26 protein-coding genes are annotated in these 25,028 nt (G+C 70.6%); 16 read left to right on the forward strand and 10 right to left on the reverse strand.

Annotated features, from left to right (window positions below):
* The first annotated feature begins 50 nt into the window (after positions 1-50).
* Positions 51-1,187: a mechanosensitive ion channel family protein gene (locus K6T25_RS10030; RefSeq protein ID WP_222913710.1), complete on the forward strand. Its 1,137-nt coding sequence runs from the start codon at positions 51-53 to the stop codon at positions 1,185-1,187.
* A gap of 21 nt (positions 1,188-1,208) precedes the next feature.
* On the opposite strand, the gene K6T25_RS10035 is transcribed toward K6T25_RS10030, so the two are convergent.
* On the reverse strand, positions 1,209-2,012 hold the full coding sequence (locus tag K6T25_RS10035) for an aldo/keto reductase (protein WP_222913712.1): 804 nt from the start codon (positions 2,010-2,012) through the stop codon (positions 1,209-1,211).
* Positions 2,013-2,203: 191 nt separating this feature from the next.
* Between K6T25_RS10035 and K6T25_RS10040 the strand changes: the two genes are divergently transcribed.
* Entirely contained in the window at positions 2,204-2,791 is a 588-nt protein-coding gene (locus K6T25_RS10040; protein WP_225917729.1) for a DUF998 domain-containing protein, read from the forward strand.
* Between the two features lie 103 nt (positions 2,792-2,894).
* Here K6T25_RS10040 and K6T25_RS10045 read toward each other — a convergent pair whose 3' ends face one another.
* Positions 2,895-4,517, reverse strand: coding sequence for a potassium channel family protein (locus tag K6T25_RS10045; protein ID WP_222913714.1), 1,623 nt, complete (start codon positions 4,515-4,517; stop codon positions 2,895-2,897).
* 54 nt (positions 4,518-4,571) lie between these two features.
* Here K6T25_RS10045 and K6T25_RS10050 point away from each other — a divergent pair, with 54 nt between their 5' ends.
* Entirely contained in the window at positions 4,572-4,970 is a 399-nt protein-coding gene (locus tag K6T25_RS10050; RefSeq protein ID WP_222913716.1) for a hypothetical protein, read from the forward strand.
* A 30-nt stretch (positions 4,971-5,000) separates the two neighbouring features.
* Positions 5,001-5,246, forward strand: a complete 246-nt coding sequence (locus K6T25_RS10055; protein WP_222913718.1) for a CDGSH iron-sulfur domain-containing protein — start codon at positions 5,001-5,003, stop codon at positions 5,244-5,246.
* A gap of 18 nt (positions 5,247-5,264) precedes the next feature.
* Here the strand turns inward: K6T25_RS10055 and K6T25_RS10060 are convergent, their stop codons facing one another.
* Positions 5,265-6,131, reverse strand: coding sequence for a cytochrome c oxidase subunit 3 (locus K6T25_RS10060; RefSeq protein ID WP_222913720.1), 867 nt, complete (start codon positions 6,129-6,131; stop codon positions 5,265-5,267).
* 189 nt (positions 6,132-6,320) lie between these two features.
* Between K6T25_RS10060 and K6T25_RS10065 the strand changes: the two genes are divergently transcribed.
* The 5 genes from K6T25_RS10065 to K6T25_RS10085 all read left to right on the forward strand — a co-directional run bounded on the left by K6T25_RS10065 (position 6,321) and on the right by K6T25_RS10085 (position 11,358).
* Entirely contained in the window at positions 6,321-6,476 is a 156-nt protein-coding gene (locus tag K6T25_RS10065) for a DUF7563 family protein (protein ID WP_201289589.1), read from the forward strand.
* An 81-nt stretch (positions 6,477-6,557) separates the two neighbouring features.
* Positions 6,558-7,091, forward strand: coding sequence for a DUF488 family protein, N3 subclade (locus tag K6T25_RS10070; protein ID WP_222913722.1), 534 nt, complete (start codon positions 6,558-6,560; stop codon positions 7,089-7,091).
* A gap of 87 nt (positions 7,092-7,178) precedes the next feature.
* Positions 7,179-8,573, forward strand: a complete 1,395-nt coding sequence (locus K6T25_RS10075) for a hypothetical protein (protein WP_222913724.1) — start codon at positions 7,179-7,181, stop codon at positions 8,571-8,573.
* Complete coding sequence (locus K6T25_RS10080) at positions 8,570-8,869, forward strand: DUF7410 domain-containing protein (protein WP_225917730.1); 300 nt, start codon at positions 8,570-8,572, stop codon at positions 8,867-8,869. Before K6T25_RS10075 ends, K6T25_RS10080 begins: the two co-directional genes overlap by 4 nt.
* A gap of 110 nt (positions 8,870-8,979) precedes the next feature.
* Positions 8,980-11,358, forward strand: coding sequence for a DUF7527 domain-containing protein (locus K6T25_RS10085; RefSeq protein ID WP_222913726.1), 2,379 nt, complete (start codon positions 8,980-8,982; stop codon positions 11,356-11,358).
* 145 nt (positions 11,359-11,503) lie between these two features.
* Here K6T25_RS10085 and K6T25_RS10090 read toward each other — a convergent pair whose 3' ends face one another.
* Positions 11,504-11,809, reverse strand: coding sequence for a hypothetical protein (locus tag K6T25_RS10090; RefSeq protein WP_159667556.1), 306 nt, complete (start codon positions 11,807-11,809; stop codon positions 11,504-11,506).
* A 260-nt stretch (positions 11,810-12,069) separates the two neighbouring features.
* Here K6T25_RS10090 and K6T25_RS10095 point away from each other — a divergent pair, with 260 nt between their 5' ends.
* The 3 genes from K6T25_RS10095 (at position 12,070) to K6T25_RS10105 (ending at position 14,543) form a co-directional block, all read left to right on the forward strand.
* Positions 12,070-13,404 (forward strand): adenylosuccinate synthase, encoded by a 1,335-nt coding sequence (locus K6T25_RS10095; RefSeq protein ID WP_222913728.1) that lies wholly within the window; start codon positions 12,070-12,072, stop codon positions 13,402-13,404.
* Between the two features lie 120 nt (positions 13,405-13,524).
* Entirely contained in the window at positions 13,525-13,716 is a 192-nt protein-coding gene (locus K6T25_RS10100; protein ID WP_222913730.1) for a methytransferase partner Trm112, read from the forward strand.
* Between the two features lie 95 nt (positions 13,717-13,811).
* Positions 13,812-14,543: a DUF7524 family protein gene (locus K6T25_RS10105; RefSeq protein ID WP_222913732.1), complete on the forward strand. Its 732-nt coding sequence runs from the start codon at positions 13,812-13,814 to the stop codon at positions 14,541-14,543.
* 39 nt (positions 14,544-14,582) lie between these two features.
* Here the strand turns inward: K6T25_RS10105 and K6T25_RS10110 are convergent, their stop codons facing one another.
* The 3 genes from K6T25_RS10110 to K6T25_RS10120 form a co-directional block, all read right to left on the reverse strand.
* Positions 14,583-15,761, reverse strand: a complete 1,179-nt coding sequence (locus K6T25_RS10110) for a DR2241 family protein (protein ID WP_222913734.1) — start codon at positions 15,759-15,761, stop codon at positions 14,583-14,585.
* The gene (locus K6T25_RS10115; RefSeq protein WP_222913736.1) at positions 15,762-16,640 is read right to left on the reverse strand and encodes a CbiX/SirB N-terminal domain-containing protein; all 879 of its coding nucleotides are present in this window, start codon (positions 16,638-16,640) and stop codon (positions 15,762-15,764) included.
* A 129-nt stretch (positions 16,641-16,769) separates the two neighbouring features.
* On the reverse strand, positions 16,770-17,021 hold the full coding sequence (locus K6T25_RS10120) for a hypothetical protein (RefSeq protein ID WP_222913738.1): 252 nt from the start codon (positions 17,019-17,021) through the stop codon (positions 16,770-16,772).
* Positions 17,022-17,255: 234 nt separating this feature from the next.
* Between K6T25_RS10120 and K6T25_RS10125 the strand changes: the two genes are divergently transcribed.
* Together K6T25_RS10125 and cysS are read left to right on the forward strand one after the other, a co-directional pair.
* Positions 17,256-17,762, forward strand: a complete 507-nt coding sequence (locus tag K6T25_RS10125) for a DUF7523 family protein (protein ID WP_222913740.1) — start codon at positions 17,256-17,258, stop codon at positions 17,760-17,762.
* 109 nt (positions 17,763-17,871) lie between these two features.
* Positions 17,872-19,389 (forward strand): cysteine--tRNA ligase, encoded by a 1,518-nt coding sequence (cysS, locus tag K6T25_RS10130; protein WP_222913742.1) that lies wholly within the window; start codon positions 17,872-17,874, stop codon positions 19,387-19,389.
* A gap of 85 nt (positions 19,390-19,474) precedes the next feature.
* Here cysS and K6T25_RS10135 read toward each other — a convergent pair whose 3' ends face one another.
* From K6T25_RS10135 to K6T25_RS10145, 3 genes are all read right to left on the reverse strand, one after another.
* A complete protein-coding gene (locus K6T25_RS10135; protein WP_222913744.1) occupies positions 19,475-20,416 on the reverse strand; it encodes a universal stress protein in 942 nt (313 codons plus the stop codon).
* A 62-nt stretch (positions 20,417-20,478) separates the two neighbouring features.
* Positions 20,479-20,766, reverse strand: a complete 288-nt coding sequence (locus K6T25_RS10140; protein ID WP_222913746.1) for a DUF357 domain-containing protein — start codon at positions 20,764-20,766, stop codon at positions 20,479-20,481.
* A gap of 117 nt (positions 20,767-20,883) precedes the next feature.
* On the reverse strand, positions 20,884-21,387 hold the full coding sequence (locus K6T25_RS10145; protein ID WP_222913748.1) for an Lrp/AsnC family transcriptional regulator: 504 nt from the start codon (positions 21,385-21,387) through the stop codon (positions 20,884-20,886).
* Between the two features lie 214 nt (positions 21,388-21,601).
* On the opposite strand from K6T25_RS10145, the gene K6T25_RS10150 reads away from it, so the two are divergent.
* Both K6T25_RS10150 and K6T25_RS10155 read left to right on the forward strand, forming a co-directional pair.
* Positions 21,602-23,785: a universal stress protein gene (locus K6T25_RS10150; RefSeq protein ID WP_222913750.1), complete on the forward strand. Its 2,184-nt coding sequence runs from the start codon at positions 21,602-21,604 to the stop codon at positions 23,783-23,785.
* 112 nt (positions 23,786-23,897) lie between these two features.
* Positions 23,898-24,956 (forward strand): NAD(P)/FAD-dependent oxidoreductase, encoded by a 1,059-nt coding sequence (locus tag K6T25_RS10155; RefSeq protein WP_222913752.1) that lies wholly within the window; start codon positions 23,898-23,900, stop codon positions 24,954-24,956.
* Positions 24,957-25,028: the final 72 nt, after the last annotated feature.

Consider the following 25,028-nt stretch of genomic DNA (forward strand, 5'->3'; position numbering starts at 1 on the left):
GACCGCCGGGGGCACCGAGTGTATTATCTCGCCGCGCGCGTCGGGGATGCATGAACGTACTCGCATCCCTGGACGCGCTGGTGCCGTGGCAGGCGGCCGCGCTCGTCCTCGCGGTCTCGCTGGGCGCCGCCCTCCTCGCCGAACTCGTCGTGATCCGCGCGGCGAGGCGGTTCGTCACTCGGACGAAGACCGGCCTCGACGAGATCGCGCTCGCGGAGGTCCGCGTGCCGCTGGTCGCCTCGCTCGCACTCGCGGGCGTGTTCGTGCTCACCCGGGTCGAGGGGGTCGTCGCCGCAGTCCCCGTCTCGGGGGCGGCCCTGGAGTCGTTCTTCGGCGACCCGGCGTTGACGGCCGTCGTCTTACTGTGGGCGTGGGCGCTCAACGAGATCGTCAACCGCGGCGTCGAGTATCTCCAGGATCAGGGCGCGCGGTACGACTTCGCACCGGTGTTCTCGAACGTGTGGACGCTCGTCGTCCTCGTCGGCACCGCCGGCACCGTCCTCTACATCTGGGAGGTCGACGTGACGCCGCTGCTTGCGGGCGCCGGCATCGTGGGGATCACGGTCGGGTTCGCCGCGAAGGACACCGTCGCGAACTTCTTCGGCGGGGTGGCGCTGTACTTTGACGACACCTACCGCGTCGGCGACTTCGTCGAACTCGACTCCGGCGAGACCGGCACGGTCGTCGAAGTCGGCATCCGCTCGACCACCCTCCTGACGCGCGACGAGGTGCTCGTCACCGTCCCCAACTCCGTGCTCAACGCGACGAAGGTGATCAACCAGTCGGCGCCCTCGCGACGCCGCCGCGTCCGGGCGCCCGTGGGCGTCGCCTACGGAACCGACCTCGACGCGCTTGAGGCGCTGCTGGTCGACATCGCCGCCGACGAGACGTTGGTGCTCGACTCGCCGAAGCCGCGGTGTCGCCTCCGGCGGTTCGGCGACTCGGCGCTGGAGTACGAACTGCTGTGTTGGGTGTCGTCGCCGACGCGGCGCGCGAAGGCGGTCCACCGGCTCAACCGGGCGATCCACGACCGCTTCGCGGCCGAGGGGATCGAGATCCCGTACCCGAAACGCGACGTGTCCGTCGCCGCCGACAGGCCGACGGACGACGCGGTCCGGCCGTCCCCCGCGGCAGTCAACGGGGACGGCGCCGTCGACCCGGCCGACGACGGCGGGTCCGGTCGATAACGTCCGTTCGCAGCGACGGCCCTACCGGTTCCAGGCGGCGTCCTCGGGGTCGATAACGCGCTCGCGGACGTCGTACTCGGCGATGCGTTCGAGGTCGTCCTCGTCGAGTTCCAGTTCCTGCGCCTCGAAGTTCGCGCGGACGTGCTCGCCCGTCGCCTTCGGGATGGGGACGAGCGCCTCCTGCGCGAACGCCCACGCGAGACAGACCGCGGCGGTGCTCGTGCCGTGCTGCTCGGCGATCTCGGTGAGCAGCGGGTCGTCCAGCGCCTCGCCGCGCCCCAACGGCGAGTAGCCGACGAGGGTGTGGCCGTGCTCGACGGCGTACTCCCGCAGTTCCGTCTGCGGGAACAACGGGTGACACTCCACCTGGTGGGCCGCGACCGGGGCGTCGAGGATCGCCCGCGCCTCGTCGAGTAGGTCGGGCGTGAAGTTCGACAGGCCGACGTGGTCACACAGTCCCGCCTCGTGCAGTTCGTCCATCGCGCGCAGGGTCTCCTCAGGGTCGTACGCCGAGATCGGCCAGTGGACGTACAGGAGATCGACCGCGTCCAGTCCGAGGCGCTCCAGCGACTCGCGGGTGGTACGTTTCGCGTCCTCGGACGCGAGGTTGTCGGGGTGGACTTTCGTCGCCACGACCACCTCCTCGCGGGGCACGTCGGCGCGGCGGATCCCTTCTCCCACCGCCGCCTCGTTGTCGTACATCTGTGCGGTGTCGACGTGACGGTAGCCCGTCTCCAGTGCCGTCCTCACCGTCTCGGCGCACTCCTCGAAGTCGTCGTTCGCGGAGGTGCCGAGGCCGAGCGCCGGGAGGTCGAGTTCGGTCATCGTCCGTGCTGCGCGCGTGGCCACCGAAAGCGTTCGGGAGGCGGAACCCCGCGCGCGATATGCCCCGAACCGGCGACGCCCACCGTCGGCGACGCCCGGACCGGAACCACCCACACCACGGGTCGATGCACCCCTGGCGCGTTGCTCCCGGTTGGGCAACACCCATCACCCTCGCGGCGGATCGGGCGTCCGTGACGAACACGCGACGACGGGTGGCGGCGGCGTCGGGAGCGGGCGCGATGATCGCCGCGCTGGGCGGTATCGCGGTCGCGGTCGCGCTGGCGCCGTGGTTCTCGGTCACCACGAACGCGCTGTCCGACTTGGGCGTCGCTGACCGTGCCGCGGTCGCGACGGCGTTCAACGGCGGGCTCCTGCTCGGCGGCGCCGTCGCGCTCGCGTACGCGTGGGCGCTGTGGGCGGCCGCCGGGACGCGCGGCGCCCGGCTCGTCGCCGTCGAGTTCGGCGTCGCCGCGCTGCTCATGGCCGGCGTCGGCGCGTTCCCGTCCGGCACCTCGCTCCACTTCCCCGTCGCGCTCGGCTTCTATCTCGTCGTCACGCTGGTGCTGGCGACCGACGGGGCGGTCCGGCGAACGACGACGGCGGGACGGCTCGCGCTCGCGGCCGCCGGCGTCCACGTCGCGCAGTGGTGGTTCTGGATCGCGGGCGTCAGATTCGGTTCGGGGCTCGCGATCCCCGAACTCGTCGGCGCGCTCGTACTCGCGGCGTGGGTGCTGGCGCTGTCGCCGGTCGCGCCGCTCACGAACCGCGTGCCTCGCTGATGCGTGACGGTGCAGTCGGACTCGCGAACGGCGAGACGGTCGTGGTCGTCGCCGGGGCGGAGCCGTACACCGAGAACAGCTGATAGAACCGCTGATAGAACCGCTAGCAGAACTGTTCGTTGAATCGGTTCACGGTGTCGTCGGTGCCGGCGACGACGAGCCTGTCGCCGGCGACCACCCTCGTGTCCGGACCGACGTTCGTGAAGAGGTCGCCGTCGCGCTCGACGGCGACGACCGTGACGCCGGTCTCGGCACGCACGTCCGCCTCCGCGAGCGTCCGGCCCTCCAGTCGCGGGGCCACCGTCCGGACCAGATCGACCTGTGTTTCGGGTCGCAACACCTCCTCGTCGAGCAGGTGTGAGGCGATCAGGCGCCCGGAAACCGTCGACAGCGCGAGCACGTAGTCGGCGCCGGCGCGGTACAGCTTCGGGACCGAGTCGGCGTCGTTCGCGCGGACGATCACCTCGGCGTGGGGTGCGACCTGCTTCACCGCCAACGTGGCGAAGATCGTCGTCGTGTCCGAATCGAGCGCGATCACGACCGCCCGTGCGTCCTCGACGTCGGCCGCCTCCAGGGTTTCGCGGTCGGTCGCGTCGCCGACGACGTCGACGCCCGGCGCGTCGCGCTCGTCGACGACCACGACCTCGTCGCTGGGGCGCACCTCCGCGGCCGCGCTGTGGCCGACCATCCCGTAGCCGGCGACGACGACGGAGCCGCGGCGTCGGCGTCGCGTCTCCGAGAGCGTGAGGTCCTTCAGTACCTCGAGCTCGGACTCCGTCCCGACGACGAGCAGGACGGTGTGCTCGTCGATGACACGACCGGGGCGGGGCGGCGATTCGAACTCGCCGTCCTTCCACGCGCCGAGGACGTTCGCGCCGGTCCGGTCGCCGATCGCCGACCCGGCGATGGACTCGCCGATCAGCGGGCTGCCGTGGTGGACCAGCAGCTCGGCGATCTGGAAGTCCTCGCCGATCTCGACCCCGTCGCCCAGTTCGTCGGCGACGCTCGCGGTCGCTTTCGATCCGAGCGTCTCCCCGAGCAGTCGTCGCGGCGACAACACGCGGTCGGCGCCGGCGTACCGGTGGTAGTCGGCGACGTCCTCGTCCTCGACGAGGCTGACGACGCGAACGTCCTCCGAGCGCTCACGCGCCGAGAGCGCGATGCTGGCGTTCGCTTCGTCGTCGGCGTCGGCGACGAGCGCTCGTGCCGATTCGATGTTCGCCCGGTCCAGCGTTTGGACTTCCTCGGGGTCGCCGTGAACGACGGGGTGTTCGTCCGCGAGTTCGACCGCGCGATCGGCGTCGGGGACGACGATAACGAACGGCTGATCGCGGGAGCGAAGCTCTCCCACCAGCATCTCTCCGCGCGGGGTGAACTCACAGATGACGACGTGGTCCGTCCGGTCGGTCGTCATCGGCGGTGAGCTCGTCAGTGCCTCGTTCACTAACGGCACGACGACTGCGGGCAGCGCGAGAAATATCAACCCGACTCCCGCCAGCTGCATGACGGCCATCAACGCGAGCATTCCGTCGGAACTCCACTGGTCGGCGTCGAGCCCGAACCCGGTCGTGGTGAACGTCTCGACGACGACGTACAGCGCGTGAATGTAGTCGACCTGCCGACCCTCGAACGTCGCGAACCCCCACTGGTAGACGAACGCGAGGAGGAGCATCACGCCGAACGCGCCCAGCAGATACTCGGCCGCGCGTCCGGTCCCGGAGGTCATAGCGGGCTTTCCGGGGCGGATGGATTAAACACCACGCACATCCGACCGGGTGACGTGACCGACCGCCGCCGGGACGCTCTGCTCGCGCTCGCCGCGACGGTGACCCTCCTCCTCACCGCGCCGCTGCTCGGCCTCGAACTTGCGCGCCTGACGGGCGCCGCGTCGCTGGCCGCTGCGGTCGTCGGTGCCGCCGGCGCACTCGGGATCGAACTCACGATGGCACGCCGCCCGTCAGCCGCACGTCGACTGTGGGCCGACCGACGCGTTCGCTGGGGCGGGACGCTCCTCGTCGCCCTCGGCGGTCCTGCCGCGGTCGCCGTCGACGGCGGGGGCGTCGGGCCGCTCGTCGTTGCGGCGTTGTTGGGCGGACTGATCGCGTACTTCCTGCTGCTCGCGGGCGTGTGCTCCGGCGTGCTCGCGCCGCCCGAGACGTGGTTCACCGATCGCCCGTGAACTGATTGGCCTCGGAGGTGAAGCCCGCCCGTGCGCGAGGTCACGCTCGAGGCCACCGGGCCGCTCCGACTGGACGAGGAGGACATCGACGACGAGAAGGGCGACATCGCGGTGTGTCGCTGCGGGCTCAGCGGGGAGTTCCCGTTTTGCGACGGCTCCCACCGGCGGACCGAGGACGAGGAGACGGACGTCCGCTACAAGTACGTCGACGGCGAGCGGCGGGTCGTCGAGGAGATCCGGTTCTCTGAGGGGGACGACGAACGCGACGAGAAGTGAGCGTCGGTCCGGGGACGCCTACGCGCCGACCTCGGCGCCGACGTACAGGGCGACGACGAGGAAGATCCAGACGGCGTCGACGAAGTGCCAGTACATCGAGGCGGTCGTCACGGAGACGTGGCGGTCCGCGGAGTACTGCCCCATGAGGCCGCGAACGAACACGATCGTAAGCAGGACCGCACCCATCGTGACGTGCAGCCCGTGCAGTCCCGTGAGCCCGTAGAAGGCCGAGCCGAACAGGCCGGTGGTGAGGGTGAACTCCTCGTGGATGATGAACTCGTAGTACTCGTACACCTGCCCGCCGATGAACACGACGCCCAGAAGCAGCGTGACGCCGAGCCAGCCGAGGAACTTCCCGCGATCGTTGCGTCGGATGGCGCCGTGGGCGAAGTGCAGCGTCACCGACGAGACGATCAGGATGGAGGTGTTGATGATGACCAGCGATCCGAGCAGCGTCGGGAGGTCGCTCGCGATCTCCGCCCACGCGTCCTGCGACCGGATGAAGAAGAAGTACGTGAAGCCGGCGCTGAAGGTGGCGATCTCCGACCCGAGGAACGCGATCATCCCCCACTGGAGCTTGTTCGCGCCGTGTTCGTCGGCGCCGCGCTCCCAGAAATGAACGACGAACGCGTGATACATCCACCCGTAGATGCCGACCAGGAACAGCCCGATGCTCCCGACGATCACCCCGGGACCCACCATCGGCCCCACGAGGGTCCGGTCGCCGACGGCCATGAGGTACAGCGCCGCGCCGATGTAGATGCCGCCGGCCCCGAGCGCCGTGACGAACGGCCACCACGAGGCCTCCCCGAACCCGCGGGGCCAGTCCTCGACCGCGGGCAAGTGGTGCCCGTCGTCGTGGGCGTCCTCCGTTTCTGTAGCCATGCGCGCCGGTAGCCGACGGGGAGACAAAAATCCTCCCACCTGCGCCGGCCGCCGCCGGCCCGACGGCGATCCGATGCCGTGACCAGCCGATCCGATGGCGCGCCGACACCCCTCGATCGTGGTTCCCATCCCGGTAGTTTGTGTGATCGGCCGATACACATACTACGGTAGACGGTAATCATCGGATGTATGCCGGAGTGTAGGAACTGTAGTTCGTTCGTCACCGAACGGTACGTCCGAGTGTTCGCTCCGGAAGGGATGGACAACGTCCGCGTGTGCCCCTCCTGCGAGGACATGATCCGCGAGGGCGCCGGGGTGCGGGAGGCCCGGTCGAAGCGCGCCTGAGTCGACCCCTCCGACCCCATCGAATCGTGCGTCCGCGTCCCGGCGGTGTGTTTTTGCCCGCCGAGAAGCCCCTTCTCCCTAATGGCGGTGTTCGACACCTACGTCGCCGAACTCGACCGCGGGGACGGCGACGTTCCGCCCGAGGCCCGACTTGTCGGCGTCGCGGCGTCGTCCTCGCGGCGCCTGCATGCGCTCGTCGACGAGGCTCGTCCGGCGCTGGGGCCGCCGCGGGCGCTCCGTGATGATCACGCCGACGCCGCCGCGGCGTTCCGGATCGACGGGCTCTGTGCGTCCGGCGCGCACAACGCGGCGTGGGACCGCGTCGACTTCGCCGACCGCTACCGCGAGCACCTCGCGTCCGATCCCGACGCCCGCTCGGCGCTCGATTCGCTGTGTGCGACGCTGAACGCGGGCGCGGACGTCGTGATCGTCGGCCCCGAGCGCTCCGGCGAACTGCGGAGCCACCGAACGGTCCTCCGCGAGGTGCTCGCCGAGCGGACGGACGACATGCGTCCCGACGCGGGCGACGACCGCGTCGACGATGTTAGTGACAGCAGCGATGCTGTCGACGACCGCGGCGACGCTGTCGGCGCCCACGACGACGATTCCGGTTGATCGGTCGGCGCCGGCGTGCCCCGGGATCCGTCGCGGGCGCGCCGAGGTTTCGCAAGCTACTCGTCCGCACCCTCCCAACCGCCGGTGATGGATCGCCACTCCCGATGTGCCGGCCTCGCGAGACGCGCGACCCCGCTCGCGCTCGCGACGCTGGGGTTGGTCGCGAGCGCGGCCCGCGTCGCCGCCCACGCCGGCGGCGTCCGGGGCGCGACCCGCGAGACGGTGACGGTGCCGACGTGGCTGTTCCTCGCCACCGGCGGCGCCGTCGTCGGCGCGTCGTTTCTCCTCGCGTCGGCGGTCACCGACCGAGCGTACATCCGTCGGATCGACGGGTGGGGACGCGCGCTCCCCGACGCCGGTCGCGTCCCCCGGCTCCTCGCGAGGGGGGTCGGGATCGCGGCGCTCGCGGTCACGATCGTCGCCGGCCTGTTCGGGCCGACATCCGCTACCGACAGCGCGGCCGTCCTGATCGTGTGGGTCGGCTGGTGGGCCGTGTTCGTGCTCTCGGCGTACCTCCTCGGCAACACGTGGCCGGCGGTCGATCCGTTCCGCACGATCGCCGGCGCGCTCCCGTCGCTGAACCGCCCGTACCCCGAGCGGCTCGGATCGTGGCCTGCGGTCGCCGGCCTGCTCGCGCTCGTGTACTTGGAGGTGGTGACGCCGATGGCGGACGACCCGCGACTGCTCACCGCGCTCGTGGTCGGCTACCTCGGCGTCTCCGTCGCCGGGAGCGTCGCCTTCGGCGTCGGCGACTGGTTCGAAACCGCCGACCCGGTCTCGCAACTGTTGGCGGCGTACGGCCGGGTTGCCCCCGTCACGCGCACCGACGACGGCCTCCGCCTGCGGCTTCCGGGAATGGGACTCACCGACGCCGCGTGGGTCGACGGCCGCGACGACGTCGGCTTCGTCGTCGCGATCGTCTTCGTCACCACCTACGACGGGTTCGTCGGTACCGCCGCGTGGACCGCCATCGCGCGCCCGGCGGTCGAGGCGGGAGTCCCCGCGCTCGCCGTCTATCTGGCGGCGATGCTGGTCGGGTACGGCCTGTTTCTGGCGCTGTATCTCGCGTCCGCCCGCGCGGCCCGGCGGACCGCCGACACGTACGTCGCGCCCGACGTGCTCGCCCGCCGGTTCGCGCCGTCGCTGTTGGCGATCGCCGCCGGCTACCACCTCGCGCACAACCTCGCGACGGCGCTGTCGCTGTCGCCGACGCTCGCGGTCGTGCTCACGTCGCCGCTGTCGCCCCCGGCGACGGTCCCGGCGCTGCTCGTGCCCGGCTGGGTCGGCGGCGTCGGCGTCGCCGCGGTGCTGGCCGGGCACCTGCTGGCAGTCTGGGTCGCGCACTCGGCCGCCTACGATCTGTTCCCCGACCGACTCCAGGCGATCCGGAGCCAGTACGGCGTCACCGTCGCGATGGTGGCGTACACGATGGCGAGCCTGTGGATCGTCTCGCGCCCCGGAGGTGCGCCCCCGTTCGTATGAGCGACGCCCAGTCAGCCGGCGGCGACGCGCGGGGCTCGGTGACCGACCCGTACGAGGTGCCCGCCGACGCGACCGCGTTCGCGTGCCCGCGGTGCGGTCGGCCGTTCGCCCGCGAGCGCCACCGCGACCTGCACCTCGGACAGGACCATCGGGATCTCGACGACGACGAGCGCGCGGCCTACGAGCACGCACGCGAGGCGGAGTCCGACGCGCTCCGACGGTTCCGTATCGTGTCGCTGGGAACGCTCGTCCTCCTGTACTTCGGCTTCCTGTTCCTGTACGCGATCGCGGGCTGATCGGCACACGCGACTCCCGATGCCGAAGCTGTCAACCGCAGAGAACCACCGTCCGACGGCCGTCCGACCAGGCGGAAGGTATTTGCGTCGGACGCGGCGATGTACCGGCGATGGACGGTGAAACAGTCGAAACGGTGACCGGATGGGAGTCCGAGCCGCTCTCGGGGGGGATCGACGGGCTCCGTACCTTGCAGTCCCGCGAGTTCACCGGGGCGGTCACCGAGGGACACGCGTGGCTGTTCCTGTTGAACGGTCGCGTTGTCGGCGTGTTCGACGGGTCGTTGGACTCGTTTTCGGACGCCGACGGCACCGCATACGCCGCGCCCGACCCGTCGCTGCCGCTGCTGTACGCGATGCGGGAACGCGGCGGCGAGACGAAGGCGCGCTACTACACGAACGACACGGCCCTGTCGGCCGCGGACGCGAAGCTCTCCTCCGGGAAGTTCACCGGCTACGTCGAGCTGTCGGAGAACGTCCTCTCGGGCGACTACTACGTGGTTTACTACGGCGGTCGCCGGCTCGCGTGCGCGTTCGTCGGCACGGGCGAACAGAAGCAGGTCCTCACCGGGGACGAGGCGTTCGAGGCCGCCGACGACGAGGTCGGGATCTACGAGGTCGTCGACGTCGACGTCGACGTCGTCGACATCCCGGAACCTGAACCGGAGTCGGAGCCGGAGCCGGACCCGATGCCGGACGCCGAAACCGGGGACCCGAGCACGGGTCCGGACGGTGCCGTCGGCGACGACGCGCCCGGAGACGACTCCCCGACGAGCATCACGTTCGGCGGCGCCGACGGGCCGAGCGACACGGACGACTCGACGGCGGACACCGCCGGCTCCGCCGGTTCGTCCGACCCGAGCGCCGGCGGGGCGACCGATCCCGACGGACCGGACACGCCGACCGACCCCGGCGACGTCGGGGCCGCGCCGGGCGAGAGCGACGACCGGGCGGCCGCCGCCGCGACGAGGCAGGAGTCGGACACGACGGCGGAGCCGGACGACCCCGACGAGACGGGCGGGGCCGACGACGCAGTCGAGTCGACTGTCGGTGCGCCGACGCGGGAGAACGACGGGACGGCGGGCGCGACGCGATCGGTCGAGGACCTGCCCGCGGAGGACGGCGCCGCGACCGGACCGGAACCGGCCGACCCCGGGCGGCCCGCGGCGTCGCGATCGGCGGATCCGTCCGGGGATACGGCGGGCCGCGGGGAGTCGAGCGGTGACGGCGACCCGTTCTCCGCGGAAGAACAGTGGCGGGAAACCCGATCGATCCCGTCGCTCGACCCGTCGCGAACGGGGACCACGGAGATGACGGAGGCGCAGACGAACGCGTCGAACGCGGTCGCGGACCGCCGGCGCCAGCGGGACCGATCGACGACCGGAACGGCCTCCGCGACGGGCGACGCCGGTCGGGGCGAGCGCTCCCGCGGCGTCGACTCGGACGATCGGCGGTCGAGTGATCGCGGCGACGGCGCGCCGGTCTCGACCGCGGGCCCGGCAGAGGCCGGCGAGGAACTCGGGGCCGCGCGGGAGGCGTTGGCGACGGCGCGTGCCGAGCGCGACCGCGCCATCGAGGGCGCCCGCGAGGCCCGCGAGCAGTTGGAGTCGAACGAGGACGAACTCGATCGGCTCCGCGAGGAGAACGACCGCCTCTCCGAGCGCGTCGAGGAACTGGAGACGGAGCTGTCCGAGGCGCGCGAGGAGGCGGAGGCGGCGCGCGAGCGGGCGTCGTCCGGCGGCGAGGACGGGGGCGACGACGGAACGCCCGCACGCGCGATCCCGGCGGACCGGGCGCTGGCGGGGACGAACCTGTTCGTCCGGTACGAGTCGAAGGGCGGCGCGACGCTGGGGAACGCGCACGCGGGCGGCGAGAGCCGGTCGGACGTGAACGACAACCTCCGGTTGGAGCTCCACACCGACTTCGAGGCCGCCGACGCGACCGTCGAGGGGCGGCCGTTCCGCGAGTACCTCACCGATACGATCGAGTACGGCTTCGTCGAGTGGGCCGTTCGCGAGTTGCTGTACGAGATCCAAAGCACCGGCAACGAGTCGGCGCTGCGGGACCTGTTCGACGCCATCCCGGAGATCGACCGCGCCGAACTCGACGGGACCGTCGCGGTCGACGACGCCGACGGCGGCGCGACCGAGCACACGTTCGACGTCGTGCTCCGCGACCGGATGGGCAACCCGCTGGTGGTGGCCGACGTGACGGAGGGCCGCGACGCGACGACCGAGTCGATGCTCGACGGGCTCGTCGGCGACGCGGGTGCCGTCGCCGACGCCGACGACCACCTCGCGGCGGGCTTCTACGTCACGGCCTCCTTTTTCGATCCCGGGGCGCTGGAGGCGGCCGCCGACGCCACCGGCGGGGGGCTGCTCTCGCGCGGCAAGCGCAAGAGCTTCGTGAAACTCTCGCGCAAGCGGGGCTTTCACCTCTGTCTGGTGGAGTCGCGCGAGGGCGAGTTCCACGTGAACGTCCCCGAACTGTAGGCAAGCCGTTCCGAGGCCGCTGCTGGTTTCCGGGGTATCCGGATCCGTTCGACAGCCGCGACGAACGCAAGCGAGGAGACAGCCGCGGCGCTACCGCGGTCGCAGCGAGGTGACCGCAGGAAGCGTCAGCCGAATTTCGGTCGGGTCAGCCCTCGAGTTCCGGCGCGTCCTCGATCCGCATGCCGCCGATCTTCTCGACGATCTCGTCGATCTTGCCGTCGAGCTCGTCGACGAACTCGGCGGTCCGCTCGGTCGTGATCGCGCCCTGGCTGGACGGCTCGATGAGGTTCTCCTCCTCGAGTACGCGCAGCGAGTAGCGGACTTTGTGGTGGGGGTATCCCGTCTCGTTGGACATCTTCACGATCCCGATCGGCTCGTTCTCGATGACCATCCGGAGGACTTGGAGGTGTCGCTCCAGCATATCGACCTCCTTCTCCAGTCTGTCTATCATGACACGTGTTAACTCGTCCGTCCTCCTTTTAAAAGTTCTCCTCCCGGTCTGGATCCGGTCGCCGGACCGTCACGATGTCGGGCGGTCTCGACTCGATCTCGGGTATGGGTGTGGTTAACGGTTACGCCCGGGGACTGAACGGGAAATGCGCAGATCCGAACAGTCCCGTCAGTTCGGGGGCTCGATAATGCACACATGTGGATCCTCGTTGCGCACGGACCGTAATCGGTTTATCACGCGGCGCGGAATCGGCGGTCGGTATGACTGTCACCATCGTCGGTTCCCAGCTCGGGGACGAGGGCAAGGGTGCCCTCGTCGACCTCTGGGGCGGGGACGCCGACGCCGTCGTGCGGTATCAGGGGGGCGACAACGCCGGCCACACCGTCGTCGAAGGCGGCGAGGAGTACGCGCTCTCGCTGGTCCCCTCCGGCGCCGTCCGCGACAAGGTCGGCGTGCTCGGCAACGGCTGTGTCGTGAACCCGCGGACGCTCTTCGAGGAGCTCGGGGCGCTCCGCGAGCGCGGGCTGGACCCGGACGTGCGCGTCGCCGAGCGCGCGCACGTCATCATGCCGTATCACCGGCGGCTCGACGGCATCGAGGAGGAGGCGAAGGCCGACTCCGACTCCGGCGTCGAGGTCGGCACCACCGGGCGCGGGATCGGCCCGACCTACGAGGACAAGGCCGGTCGCCGCGGCGTCCGTATCGGAGACCTGCTCGATCCGGACGTGCTGCGCGAGCGGTTGGAGTACGTCGTCCCGCGGAAGCGCGCGCTCGTCGAGGACGTGTACGGCCTCGACGCCGACGAGGCGTTCGACGTCGACGCGCTCCACGAGGAGTACGCCGAGTTCGGTCGTCGCCTCCGCGAGGAGGGGATGACGGTCAACTGTTCGAAATTCCTGTACGAGCGCCGCCAGAACGGGGACAACGTGCTGTTCGAGGGCGCGCAGGGCACCCTCATCGACGTCGACCACGGCAGCTACCCGTACGTCACCTCCTCGAACCCGACCGCCGGCGGCGCCGCCACCGGCACCGGGGTCGGTCCGACCGTTACCGGGCGCGGCGAGGTCGTCGGCGTCGTGAAGGCGTATCTCTCGCGCGTCGGCGAGGGGCCGATGCCGACCGAGCTCGACGGCGACGAGCGCGAGGAGGCGCTCGCCTCGGACATCCGCGAGAAGGGCGGCGAGTTCGGCACCGTCACCGGCCGCCCGCGTCGCATCGGCTGGCTCGACGTGCCGATGCTGCGCCACGCCACCCGGGTGAACGGCTACACCGGGATCGCGGTCAACCACCTCGACGTGCTCGCCGGGCTGGACGAACTGAAGGTCGGCCACGCCTACGAGCTGGCCGACGAGGAGCGACTGTCGCTGCCCGCGACGACCGAGCGCTGGGGGGAGTGCGAGCCCGTGCATCGCGAGTTCGACACCTGGGAGGCGTTCGACGCCGACGCCGTCGCCGAGGAGGGGTACGAGGCGCTGCCCGCCGCCGCCCGCGACTACCTGGAGTACCTCGAGGACCAGCTCGACACGTCCGTCTACGCCGTCGGCGTCGGGCCCGACCGCGAGCAGACGGTCGTGCGGGCGAACCCCTGGACGTAGGCGGACCGGCCGGACCCTCCGTAGGCCACTCCGTCGGAGCCGACGACACGAACGCGCGGACGGCGTGGTCGACACACGGAACCCGCACGCTTTTGCCCGACCCGCGCCACGAACCGACCGATGAAGGAGTCCCTGTTGGACATCGTCTGCTGCCCGCTCGACAAGCACGACCTCGAGCTCGAGGTGACAGAGCGCGAGGAGGGCGAGGACGGCGAGATCATCGCGGGCACGCTCACCTGCACCGACTGCGGCGAGACGTATCCCATCGAGGACGGGATCCCCAACCTGCTGCCGCCGGACATGCGCGAGTAGGCACGGTTCCCGACCCCGCGGTCTACCGGAAACGCCGGCCGACGATCGCCGCCGCGGCGACGAACTTTTTTCTCGTCTCCGCGGGAGGAGAACCTGTGTCGTCAGAGGCAGCTATCCTGGGGGTGACGCTGAACCGCGATCGACTCAACGGGGTGACCGCGCCGGAGTCGTTCGCGACCGACGGCGAGTTCGCCGTCGAGCTCGAAAACGAGGGGGAGCCGGTCCACGTGCACCTGCGGTTCGACGGACCGGTCGCCGAGGTCGCGTCGGTCACGCCGCCCAACCACTACGTCGACGGCGGGGCGACCCGCACGGTTCGCGTGTCGGTCGCGCCCGTGAACGCCGCGGTGGAGGGAGTCCTGGAGATCGTCGTGGGCCACGGCGCGGAGCGGACGACGGTACCGCTGCGGATCGCCCCGTCGTCGAACGCCGCCGGCGACGACTCGGCGGAAGGTGGCGACCCTGCGGACGGCGATCCCGCCGGTGACCTCGCGGAGCGGGATCAGTCGGGAGACCCATCGACGGCGGCCGCCGACCCGTCGGCGTCGACGCCGACGGATGACGGACGCTCGGTGTCGGCGTCGACCGCCCGACAGCGACTCGTGGAGGGTATCGAACGTTCCCGTGTGGCCGCGGGCGCAGTGATCGAGAGCGAGGTGGAGGCCCCTTCGCCGACGTCTGGGACGCTCGCGGTCGGCGCCCTCGCGGCCGCGGCGCTCGTCGGGGCGGGGATCGTCGCCGTCGCGCTCGACGGGTTCGCGGTCACGCTCGGGGTGGTCGCGGTGTGCGTCGCCGTGCTGGTCGCCGGGTTCCTGCTGTTCGGCTAGTCGAGTCCGGCGGAGCGGGTCGATCCGTCGCCGTGCGGGCTATTCCTCGTGGTCGTCGTCGCCGTGCCCTTCCTCGGGATCGGTCGGGACGCCACACAGGTTGCCGTGGTCGTCGAACAGCTTCGCGCGGAGGTAGCGCGTCCGGTAGCGGTTGGCGTCCTCGTACACGTCGGCCTCGCGGATCCCGCCGACGCGGCCGTCGGCGACGGCGTCGATGACGCCCTCGATCTGCTCTTTCTCGCTGGGCGTCAGGTGGAACGTGTACTCGCGGGGCTCCTCCTCCTCCAGCTTCGTCCACCTGCGCGCGGCCGCGACCACGAGCGAGCACGGCTCTCGGCACGGGAACGCGCCGGCCCCGCCGTCGGCGGCGAGGTCGTCGCCCTCGTCGTACTGCCACTCCCGGCGCTTCACGCACTGGGAGTCGACGCAGGCCGCCTCGGCGACCCACTCGACGGCCTCGCGCGGGAGCTCCGAGACGACCCCGTAGATACCGGTCTGCCGGTCGGTCGTGTCCGTCCAGTGGTCGATGTCGAGGCGTCCCTGCTGCTCGCGGTACCAGTTCGCGACCGTCGCGGGGTACAGCGTCTCGACCGTCTCCACCGCGTCGCGCCAGTCCAGGTCGTGGAACGCCCACCCGGTCGGCAGGTTCGTCCCGGTCTTCAGCGGGCGGTACATCCCGTCGTCGTCGTGTTTCGACAGATCGCGGGCCTCCAGCGGGTCGTCGTACGGCTCCAGTTCCTCGACCGCGTGGTCGGCGTCGTCGACGTGACGCACGTCGTAGCGGCGGGAGCCGTCCGCGGGGGTCGCGTCGCCCGCGGCGTCCGCGAGCGTCGCCTCGATCCGGAGCTGGCCCCACTCGGTGACCATCCCGTCCGCGAGCGCGTCGTACCGCTCGTGGGCGCCGTGTTCGTCGGCCGCCTCCGCGCGTCGGAGGAACGCCCGGCGGGGGGACTCGTGACGTTGCACCTCCCGCTCCCAGAAGTACCAGTTCGTGACGTACGGGCTCCCGTCGGCGTGCGCGTGAAGCTCGGACTCCGAGAGACCGGTCGCCTCGTGCTCGGGCGTGGCGAAGGTGTAGCCGCCGCCGTCGCCCGAGGCGGCTCCGTCCCCGTCGCTTCCGTGTCCGTCACCCTCGCGGGCGACGCGCAGACCGTCGAAGTCGATCCCGCCGTCGGACTCGGCGGCCGCGAGCAGCGCGTCGAACTGTCGCGCGAGCATTCAGTCGTCCGCCCCCGGGGCGACGCGGGTCGTCTCGCGGACGGATTCGATGGCGGCGCTCACGTCGGCGCCGGCGTCGGCAGCGCGCTCCAGCACCACGTCGGCCATCAGCGACTCGGTGCCGACGGCGCCCGCGTACCAGATGCGGTGGCCGTCGACCGCGGCGGGCACGTCGTAGCCGGTGCGGTAGTCGTCGGTGAGGCCCATGTCCTCGGGGATGTCCTCCTGCGTGTGGAAGCCGTCGGAGATGAACAGCGGGACGACGACCACGTCCTCGGCGGTGAAGTAGTCGGTCACGTCGTCGACCTCGGGCTCCTCGTCCATGTACAGCGCCTGCACCTCCTCGAAGCGGTCCATGTCGCGGACGCGGTCGGCGTGGTACTCGATCGCCTTCGCGGAGTTCTCGTTGCGTTCGGTGCCGTGGCCGACGACGGCGAAGCCGAAGCCCTCCCCCACGTCGGGGTCGTTCGTCACGCTCTCGGCCCGGCGCACCAGCACGTCCGTCATCGACTCGTGGGTGCCGACCGGCCCGCAGTAGTGGACCGTCTGGCCGGTGTCCTCGGCGGTGTAGGTGGCCACGTCCGCCGAGAGGCCGTCGGAGTCCCAGTCGGCGACGTCCCAGTCGCCGAGGCGGAGCTCGCGTGGGATCACCTGCTCGGTAAAGTAGCCCTCCGAGATGAACATCGGGACGACGTACGCCTCGTCGGCCTCGCAGGTGCGCAACACCTCCCGCAGGCTCGGTTCCTCCTTCCAGAATCCGGTTCGGACCTCGTCGAACGCCCCCGCCGCGCGGATCGTGTCCGCGTGGTCGTAGGTGGGCGCGCTCGACCCGGGGTTCAGGTGCGACCCGTGGGCGACGATGACCAACGCCTGACTCATGGGCGAATCGAAGGCCGGAGCGACCTTATCGCCTTCGGCAGGGGAGGGCGATCGCGTCGGGGGAACGCGATGATGGCGAAGACGACGAGCGTGGGGAGGGGCGTCAGCGGGGACCGAAACTCGACCGGCTCACAACTCGACGCAGGCGCGGGCGCCGGGGAGGCACAGCCGTCGGCGCCGGCGACCGACGAACTGATTTCGTGCGGCGGGCAGGAGTCGTCTCGCAGCGAGTGCGACCGCCGCACCGCCGACAGCCGCGGCGACGAACGGGAACAGCGACGCGAGAAGCGCCGCCAGCACGACCGCGACGACCGCGACTGCCGGACCGATCGATGCGTCGGGCTCGGGGACGCCGTGTCCCAGTTGGGCCGGTTGTCTCATTGCATATGGACAGTGGGCTCCCGTCGACTAAAGGGTAATCTGAATGATGTTTCTGTCCGCGGTCTTACTGAAACTCGCTTCCGTGGGCGGCGTGTCACCGGTTGCACGGCGGCGCTGTCGGAGTCGTCGCAGCCGCCGGAGTCGCGTCCGTGTCGCCACCGGAACCGTCGCCCGTGAATCAGCATCCCCACCGGAACCGTCGCGGTTATGTCCGCCGCCGCCGCGTGCCTGCCCATGACCGTCGCCGAGAAGACCCGCGCCGCCGTCCGCGAGCGACCGTTCCTGTACGACGCTCTTCGGGCCGGCGTCGTGAACTACGCGGCCGCCGCGGCGACGCTCGACATCGACGCCGACCCCGACGCCGTGGCGACGGCACTACGGCGGTTCGCGAACGAGCTGGGCGACGACGCGAGCACGGTCGCCGGAACCGACGCCGACGCGCGCGTCCGAATGGAGCGCGGCGTCGGGACGGTCGACGGCGTCGACGACAATATCGACGATGCCGACGCCGTGCTCGCGGTCGCCGGGACCGAGTACGCCGCCGGCGCGGGCGACGCGACTGCGGTCGTCGCCGCCGGCGACGTGGGGCCGCGCGCGCTCGAACGCGTGCTCGGACGGCTCCGCATCGCGGGCGTCGCCGTCGACGCCGCCGGCGTGACGCCGACCGGGCTGACCGTGGTCGTCGGTCGCCGGGCCGGCGCCGACGCGCTCCGGGCCGTCGAGGTCGCTTTGGACGGCTGACCGCGCCGTTCCGGACCCGAGGAGCCCCTTTCCCGTCGCGTCCGTCCCTACCCCCCGCCGAGTCGATCTTCGACCGTTTAACACGGAGGACCGCGTAGCGGCGCCCGACATGGGTCTGTCCGTGACCAACACCTTGACGGGCGAACGTGAGGCGTTCGAGCCGGCGAGCGACGACGAGGTCCTGCTGTACGTCTGTGGGCTGACGGTCTCGGACGACGCGCACCTCGGCCACGCCCGGCTGTGGTTCCACGCCGACATCCTCCACCGGTGGCTCGACCACCTCGGCTACGACGTGCGTCACGTCGAGAACGTCACCGACGTGAACGAGAAGATCGCCGCCCGCGTGGGCGAGCGCGAGGGCTGGGACTCCGAGGCCGACGTTGCCCGCCACTTCACCGGGGAAGTCCTCGAGGACATGCGCGGGCTCAACCTCAAGCGCGCGGCGGTGTACCCCCGCGTCTCCGAGCACGTTCCGGAGATCGTCGCGCTGGTCGAACGGCTGATCGAGTCGGGCCACGCCTACGAGGAGAACGGCTCCGTCTACTTCGACGTGACCTCCTTCGAGGAGTACGGTCACCTCTCGAACCAGCAGCCGGAGGAGCTGGAGGCCGACGAGGACGAGGACGTGCTCGCGGAGAAGCGCCATCCCGGAGACTTCGCGCTGTGGAAGGCCGACGGCGTGAGCGAGGACGCCGTCCGGGAGCACCGCAAACACGACCACGATGGCGACCTCCCGACGGGTCGGACGTGGGAGTCGCCGTGGGGCGAGGGTCGCCCCGGGTGGCACATCGAGTGTTCGGCGATGTCCACTAGCCACCTCGGCGACACCCTCGACGTGCACATGGGCGGGCGCGATCTGGTGTTCCCGCACCACGAAAACGAGATCGCTCAAAGCGAGGCCGCGACGGGCCACACGTTCGCGCGCTACTGGCTCCACAACGGCCTGCTGGAGACCACCGAGGACAAGATGTCCTCCAGTCTCGGCAACTTCTTCACCGTCGCGGACGCGCTCGAGGAGTTCGGCGTGAACGTCCTACGCACGTTCTATCTGGGCGCACAGTACCGCGGCGACCAGACGTTCTCCGGGGACGCGATGGCCGAGGCCGAGGAGCGCTGGGACCGCCTCGAACGCGCCTACGAGACGGCCATCGACGCCTGCGACTCGGTCGACGCCCGCGCGAAGGCGACCGACGACGACCTCCGCGCGGCGGTCGACGACGCCGGCGAGAGGGTCGTCGAGGCGATGAACGACGACCTGAACGTCCGCGAGGCGTTCGGCGCCCTGCTCGATCTCGGGACGGCGGTGAACCGCCACGTCGAACGCGTCGACGCCGCCGCCGACGGCGTCGACGACGGGGACGCCGACGCGTACGACTACCGGGGCCTGCGCCGCGCGGTCGAGACCTTCGAGACGTTCGGCGGCGACGTGTTCGGGCTCGAACTCGGTCGCGAGGCCGGCGGCGACGTGGAGCTGGTCGGCGATCTCGCGGACCTCGTGCTCGACGTGCGCGAGGCGGAGCGCGAGGCCGGCAACTACGAGCGTGCCGACCGTCTCCGCGACGACCTGGAGGCGCTGGGGCTCACCGTCGAGGACGGCGACGACGGGCCGGAGGTCCGGTTCGACTGACGCGAACGGCGGCGCCTACCCCTCCGATTCCGCATCCGCATTCGCCCCGCCTACCCCTCCGATTCCGCATCCGCATTCGCCCCGCCTACCCCTCCGATTCCGTATCCGCATTCGCCCTTGCCTCGTCGAGGGATCCGGCAGTCGCCGGCACCACCAGGACGGGCCGGTCCGCGGCCCTGAGGATCCGCTCGGCGACCGAGCCGAGCACGACCCGTCGGACGCCGGTTCTGCCGTGTGTCCCGACGACGAGGAGGTCCGCGTTGCTATCGCGGGCGTACCTGCAGACGGCCCTGCTCGGCTCCCCCTCGATCACCTCGCCGTCGGCGTCGACGCCGACCGCCTCGGCGCGGTCGAGCGCCCGGTCGACGGCGTCGGTGGCCCGGGTCGTCAGCGCACGCTTGACCGACTCGACCGTCTCGTTCGTGAGCACGCCGCCGCCGGCGCTGGTGAGCGCCCGCGCCTGGTCGACGGCGCTGACGGCAGTGAGTCGCGCCCCCAGCGTCGCCGCGAGGTCGACGCCGATCCGCTCGGCCGGGGCCACCGCGTCGCTGCCGTCGGTCGCCAGCAGGACCCGGCTCTCGCTCCCCCACTCGCCCTCGACGCCGTCGCCGTGGACCACGAGCACCGGCACGTCCGCGGTGCGGACGACGGTCTCGGCGACCGAGCCGAGGAGCACACGCCGCGCGCCGCCCCTCCCGTGGGTGCCAATGACCACCATCCCCGCGCCGACCTCATCGACGTACGCGAGCAGCTCGTCGGCCGGCACCCCCTCGCGGACGGTCGCGACGGCGTCGACCCCGGTCGCATCGGCGCGCGCGGCGATCGACTCGACGCGCTCGTCGGCCTCCTCGCGGCGCTTCCTGATGTCGGCGAGCGACTGTCCGGTCGGGAAGGGATTCACGACCGTGCAGGCGTGCAGCGTCGCGCCGGTGCCGGCCGCGAGCCCGATCGCCGCATCGACGGCGGCGGCGGCGGGGTCGCTGCCGTCGGTGGCGACGACGATGTCCGTGAATGAGGTGTCGTCCATACCTGAGGGTTGTCACGATCCCACGATAAAACCGCCGCCACGGTCCGGGGCCCTGGATCCGCTCACCCCGTCGTGAACAGGTCGGTGTCCTCGGGGATCGCGAACAGACCCATGCGGACGCCACAGTCGAGCCACCCGTAGCCGTAGGAGTACGACGCCAGCGCGTTCACCGGGTCGCCGCGCTCGCGGAAGTGGCGCCCGTCCTCGAGATACGAGACGGCCATCTCCTCACACTCCAGCGCCATCCCGTGGAGCGGCGTCCCCTCCGGGACGCACACCTCCGCCGCCGCGAGGGCGTCCGCGAGCATCTCCCCGTATCTGGTCGTCTTCTCGCCGAGGTCGGCGGGCATGTCAGGACCGATCCGGTCGGCGGTCCCTGAGCGTGTCGCCGTCGCGGCGACGGCGCGCCCGACCGTGATACCACGTCCGACCGCGATGACACGACCGGCCTCGGCGGGGCACCGCGATCACGAGCCGTCCCCCCCGGCTTCGTCCTCCGGACTCTCCTCGGGGTCCAGGAAGCCGTGATACGGGCAGACGTGCTCGTCGCGGATGAGTTGCTCGTCGATGATCTCCAGTCCCAGTTCGTCCAGCTCCCGGTTGATCCGGTCGAGGTCGTCGTGATCGCGACCGATCGCGTTCACGTACACGTTCCGCTCGCCGGTCATGATCTCGCGGACCGCCGTCACGCCGCGGATCTCTCTGGCCTTCCTCCCCAGCTCGTCGCGCTCCGGGATCTGCGCGGTGCAGACGATCTTCGTGTACAGCGGGTAGCCCGCGAGGTCGTAGTCGATGTCGATGTGGTAGCCGCGGACGATCCCCGACTGTTCGAGCTTGTTGAGGCGGGTCCGCACCGTGCTCGCCGAGAGATCGAGCTTCTCCGCGATGTCGCTCGACGACGTCCCTCGGGCGTCCTGCTGGAGGTAATAGAGGATGTGCCGGTCGACGGAATCCAACTCGCCGTCCTTCATTTCTACCGTGGACTGCTCCGGCCGACGCATTAGTCTTGTTCCGTCGACCGCGTCCCCGGAGCCCCGCCGTCGACCCGGGCTCAGGTGCGGATCGGGAACGGATAGAGCGATATATGTATCTATCATTGACGATCCGTCAATAGAAACGCTTTATTTATCAGGTCCCGTCACACACATACGATCGAGTACCCGGTCCGTCGGACCCATACCCATCATGAAGGAACTCGAACGAGACCTCGGTCTCCCGTCCGTCCTCGCGATCAGTATCGGCGCGATGATCGGCAGCGGCATCTTCATCCTGCCGGCGCTGGCGCTGGAGATCGCCGGCCCGGCGGTGATCCTCGCGTACGCGCTCGCCGGCCTGCTGGTGGTCCCGGCGGCCCTCTCGAAGTCGGAGATGGCGACCGCGATGCCGGAGGCCGGCGGGACGTACATCTACATCGAACGCGGGATGGGACCGCTGCTGGGAACGATCGCCGGCGTCGGCACGTGGTTCTCGCTGTCGTTCAAGGGGGCGCTCGCGCTCGTGGGCGGCGTTCCGTACCTCCTCCTGCTGTTCGATCTCCCGCTCAAGCCCGTCGCGCTCGGGCTGGCGGCCGTGTTGATCCTCGTGAACATCGTCGGCGCCAAGCAGACCGGCCGGCTCCAGGTCGCCATCGTCGTCGTGATGTTGGCGGCGCTGGGATGGTTCGCCGCCGGGAGCGCACCCAGCGCCCAGTCGGCCAATTACGTCGACTTCTTCGGTTATGGCGTCGACGGCATCCTCGCGGCGACCGGGCTGGTGTTCGTCTCGTACGCGGGCGTCACCAAGGTCGCCAGCGTCGCCGAGGAGGTCGAGGACCCGGGACGGAACATCCCGCTCGGGATCCTCGGCTCGCTGGCGTTCACGACGGTGTTGTACGTCGTCGTCGTCGCCGTGCTGGTCGGCATCACCGACCCCGGCAGCGTCGCCGGCTCGCTGACGCCCGTCGCCGTCGGCGCGGAACAGACGCTCGGGCAAGCGGGGGTCGTCGCGGTCATCGTCGCGGCCGTGCTCGCGTTGATCTCGACGGCGAACGCGGGAATCCTCTCGTCGTCGCGGTACCCGTTCGCGATGAGTCGGGACCAACTCGCGCCGCCGTCGCTGTCGTCGGTCAGCGAGCGGTTCGGCACGCCGGTCACGTCGATCACGCTGACCGGCGCGGTGCTGCTCGCGCTGATCGCCTTCGTCCCGATCCTCGACATCGCCAAGCTCGCAAGCGCGTTCCAGATCATGGTGTTCGCGATGATCAACGTCGCGGTGATCGCCTTCCGGGAGGGGAGCACCGAGTACGAGCCGGTGTTCACTTCGCCGCTGTACCCGTGGATCCAGGTGTTCGGCGCCGTCTCCGGCCTCCTGCTGTTGACACAGATGGGAACGATCGCGCTCGCGGGCGCAGGAGTCATCACCGTCGGCAGCGTCGTCTGGTACTTCCTGTACGTCCGCCCGCGGGTCGACCGCGAGGGGGCGGCGACCGACGCGATCCGGCGGCAGGTCAGCCGGGAGGCGCTCTCGGAGATCGAGTCCGCGCTCGCCGAGCGTCCCGACACCAGGGAGGTGCTGGTCGCGCTCACGAAGGACCTCGATCCGGAGCGCGAGCGCTCGTTGGTCGCGCTGGCGGCGGATCTCGTCCATGAGGACGACGGCCGCGTCGTCGCCGTTCGGTTCGAGGAGGTGCCCGATCAGGCGCCGCTCACCGAGGGAGTAACCGCCCAGTCCGACGCCGACCGATCCTTCGAGACCCGGGTGAACGCGCTCGCCGACGAGTTCGGCGTCGACATCGAGGCCGACGAGATCGTCAGCCACGACACGAAACACGCGGTCGTCAACTTCGCGACCCACCGCGGGGTGGACACGATCGTCGCCGAGCACGAGCCGCTCCGGCTCCGGTCGCGGCTGTTCGGCGACCCGATCGACTGGGTCGTCAGGCACGCTCCCTGCGACGTGCTGCTCGTCGACAACCTCGGCTACGACGACCCGAAACGGATCGTGCTCTCGGGCGACGTGGGACCGTACCCGCCGCTTGCGGTGAACGTCGCCGAAGCCGCCGCGGCTGCGAACGGCGGGAACCTCTCGCTGTGGTACCCCACGAACGAGGGTGACCCCGACAAGCATCGCCGGCTGGTCGAGGACTACCGTTCGGAGCTGTCCGAGTTGCTCTCGGTGCCCGTCGCCACCGAGTCCGTCCGGACGGACGGCGGGCGGTTGGAGGCGCCCGATCTCCTGATCCGCAGGGGGGCCGACCACCGGCTCCGAAACGCACTGCTCGACGAGCGGCCGGAATTCCCGAACCCGGGCTGTACGACCGTCACCGTCTATCCGCACGAGTCCAGCCGCGTCGGGCTGGCGCGGCGGTTGATCGAACGAGTCGCGTTCTGACCGGCCGCGCCGCGACCGTTCCGTTGTCTTGTTTTATCTAGACAATACTGTTGTCCGCGCACCGAGCACGACAGCACAACGTACAAACCCCGTTCGACCGTATCGATCGGTAATGACAGACACCGCAGATATCGTCGAGCACCGCCCGTTGATCATCGCCGGGAGCGGCTCCGCCGGCCTGACGGCGGCCATCTACGCGGCCCGGTCCAACAACGAGCCGCTCGTGTTCGAGGGCGACGAGCCCGGCGGGCAGCTCACGCTCACCTCAGAGGTCGAGAACTTCCCGGGGTTCCCCGAGGGGATCAACGGCGCGGAGTTCATCAACAACGCCAAGGAGCAGGCGAAGCGCTTCGGCGCCGACGTGAAGAACGGCATCGTCGAGTCGGTCGACGGTTCGCAGCGACCCTTCCGCGTCGAACTCACGAACGGCGACGTGTACACCGCCGACGCCGTCATCGCCGCCTCCGGCGCGTCGGCCCGCACGCTCGGCATCCCGGGCGAGGACGAGCTGATGGGCTTCGGCCTGTCGACGTGTGCGACGTGTGACGGCGCGTTCTTCCGCGACGAGGACATGCTCGTCGTCGGCGGCGGCGACGCCGCGATGGAGGAGGCGAGCTTCCTGACGAAGTTCGCCGACACCGTGTATATCGCGCACCGCCGCGAGGAGTTCCGCGCCGAGGACTACTGGATCGACCGCGTGATGGACCACGTCGACGAGGGCAACATCGAGATCATGCGCAACACCGAGGTGACCGAGCTCCACGGGACGCCCGAGGACGGCATCGAGTCGGTCACGCTCGTGCACAATCCGGAGGGACACCCCACCGACAAGCTCGACGACCCCGGCACCGAGGAGCGGGCGTTCGAGGTCGGCGCGGTGTTCTACGCTATCGGCCACACGCCCAACACCGACTACCTCGCCGACACCGGCGTCGAACTCGACGACGACGGCTACCTGCAGACGGTCGGCGGCTCCGGCGGCGGCCAGACCGAGACGGCGGTGTCCGGGCTGTTCGGCGCCGGCGACGTGGTCGACTACCACTACCAGCAGGCCGTGACGGCCGCCGGGATGGGGAGTAAGGCGGCCATCGACGCCGACGACTACCTCGAGGACCTGAAGCGGGCCGAGGCGACGCAGGCGGAAGAGGAGCCCGCTGCCGCCGACGACTAAGAACCTCTTTTCTGACGGGGGTTTCCTCGGTCGCTCGCTTCGCTCGCTCCCTACGGGAACCCCCGTTGAAAA

The sequence above is a fragment of the Halobaculum rubrum genome, assembly GCF_019880225.1.
GTDB lineage: Archaea > Halobacteriota > Halobacteria > Halobacteriales > Haloferacaceae > Halobaculum > Halobaculum rubrum.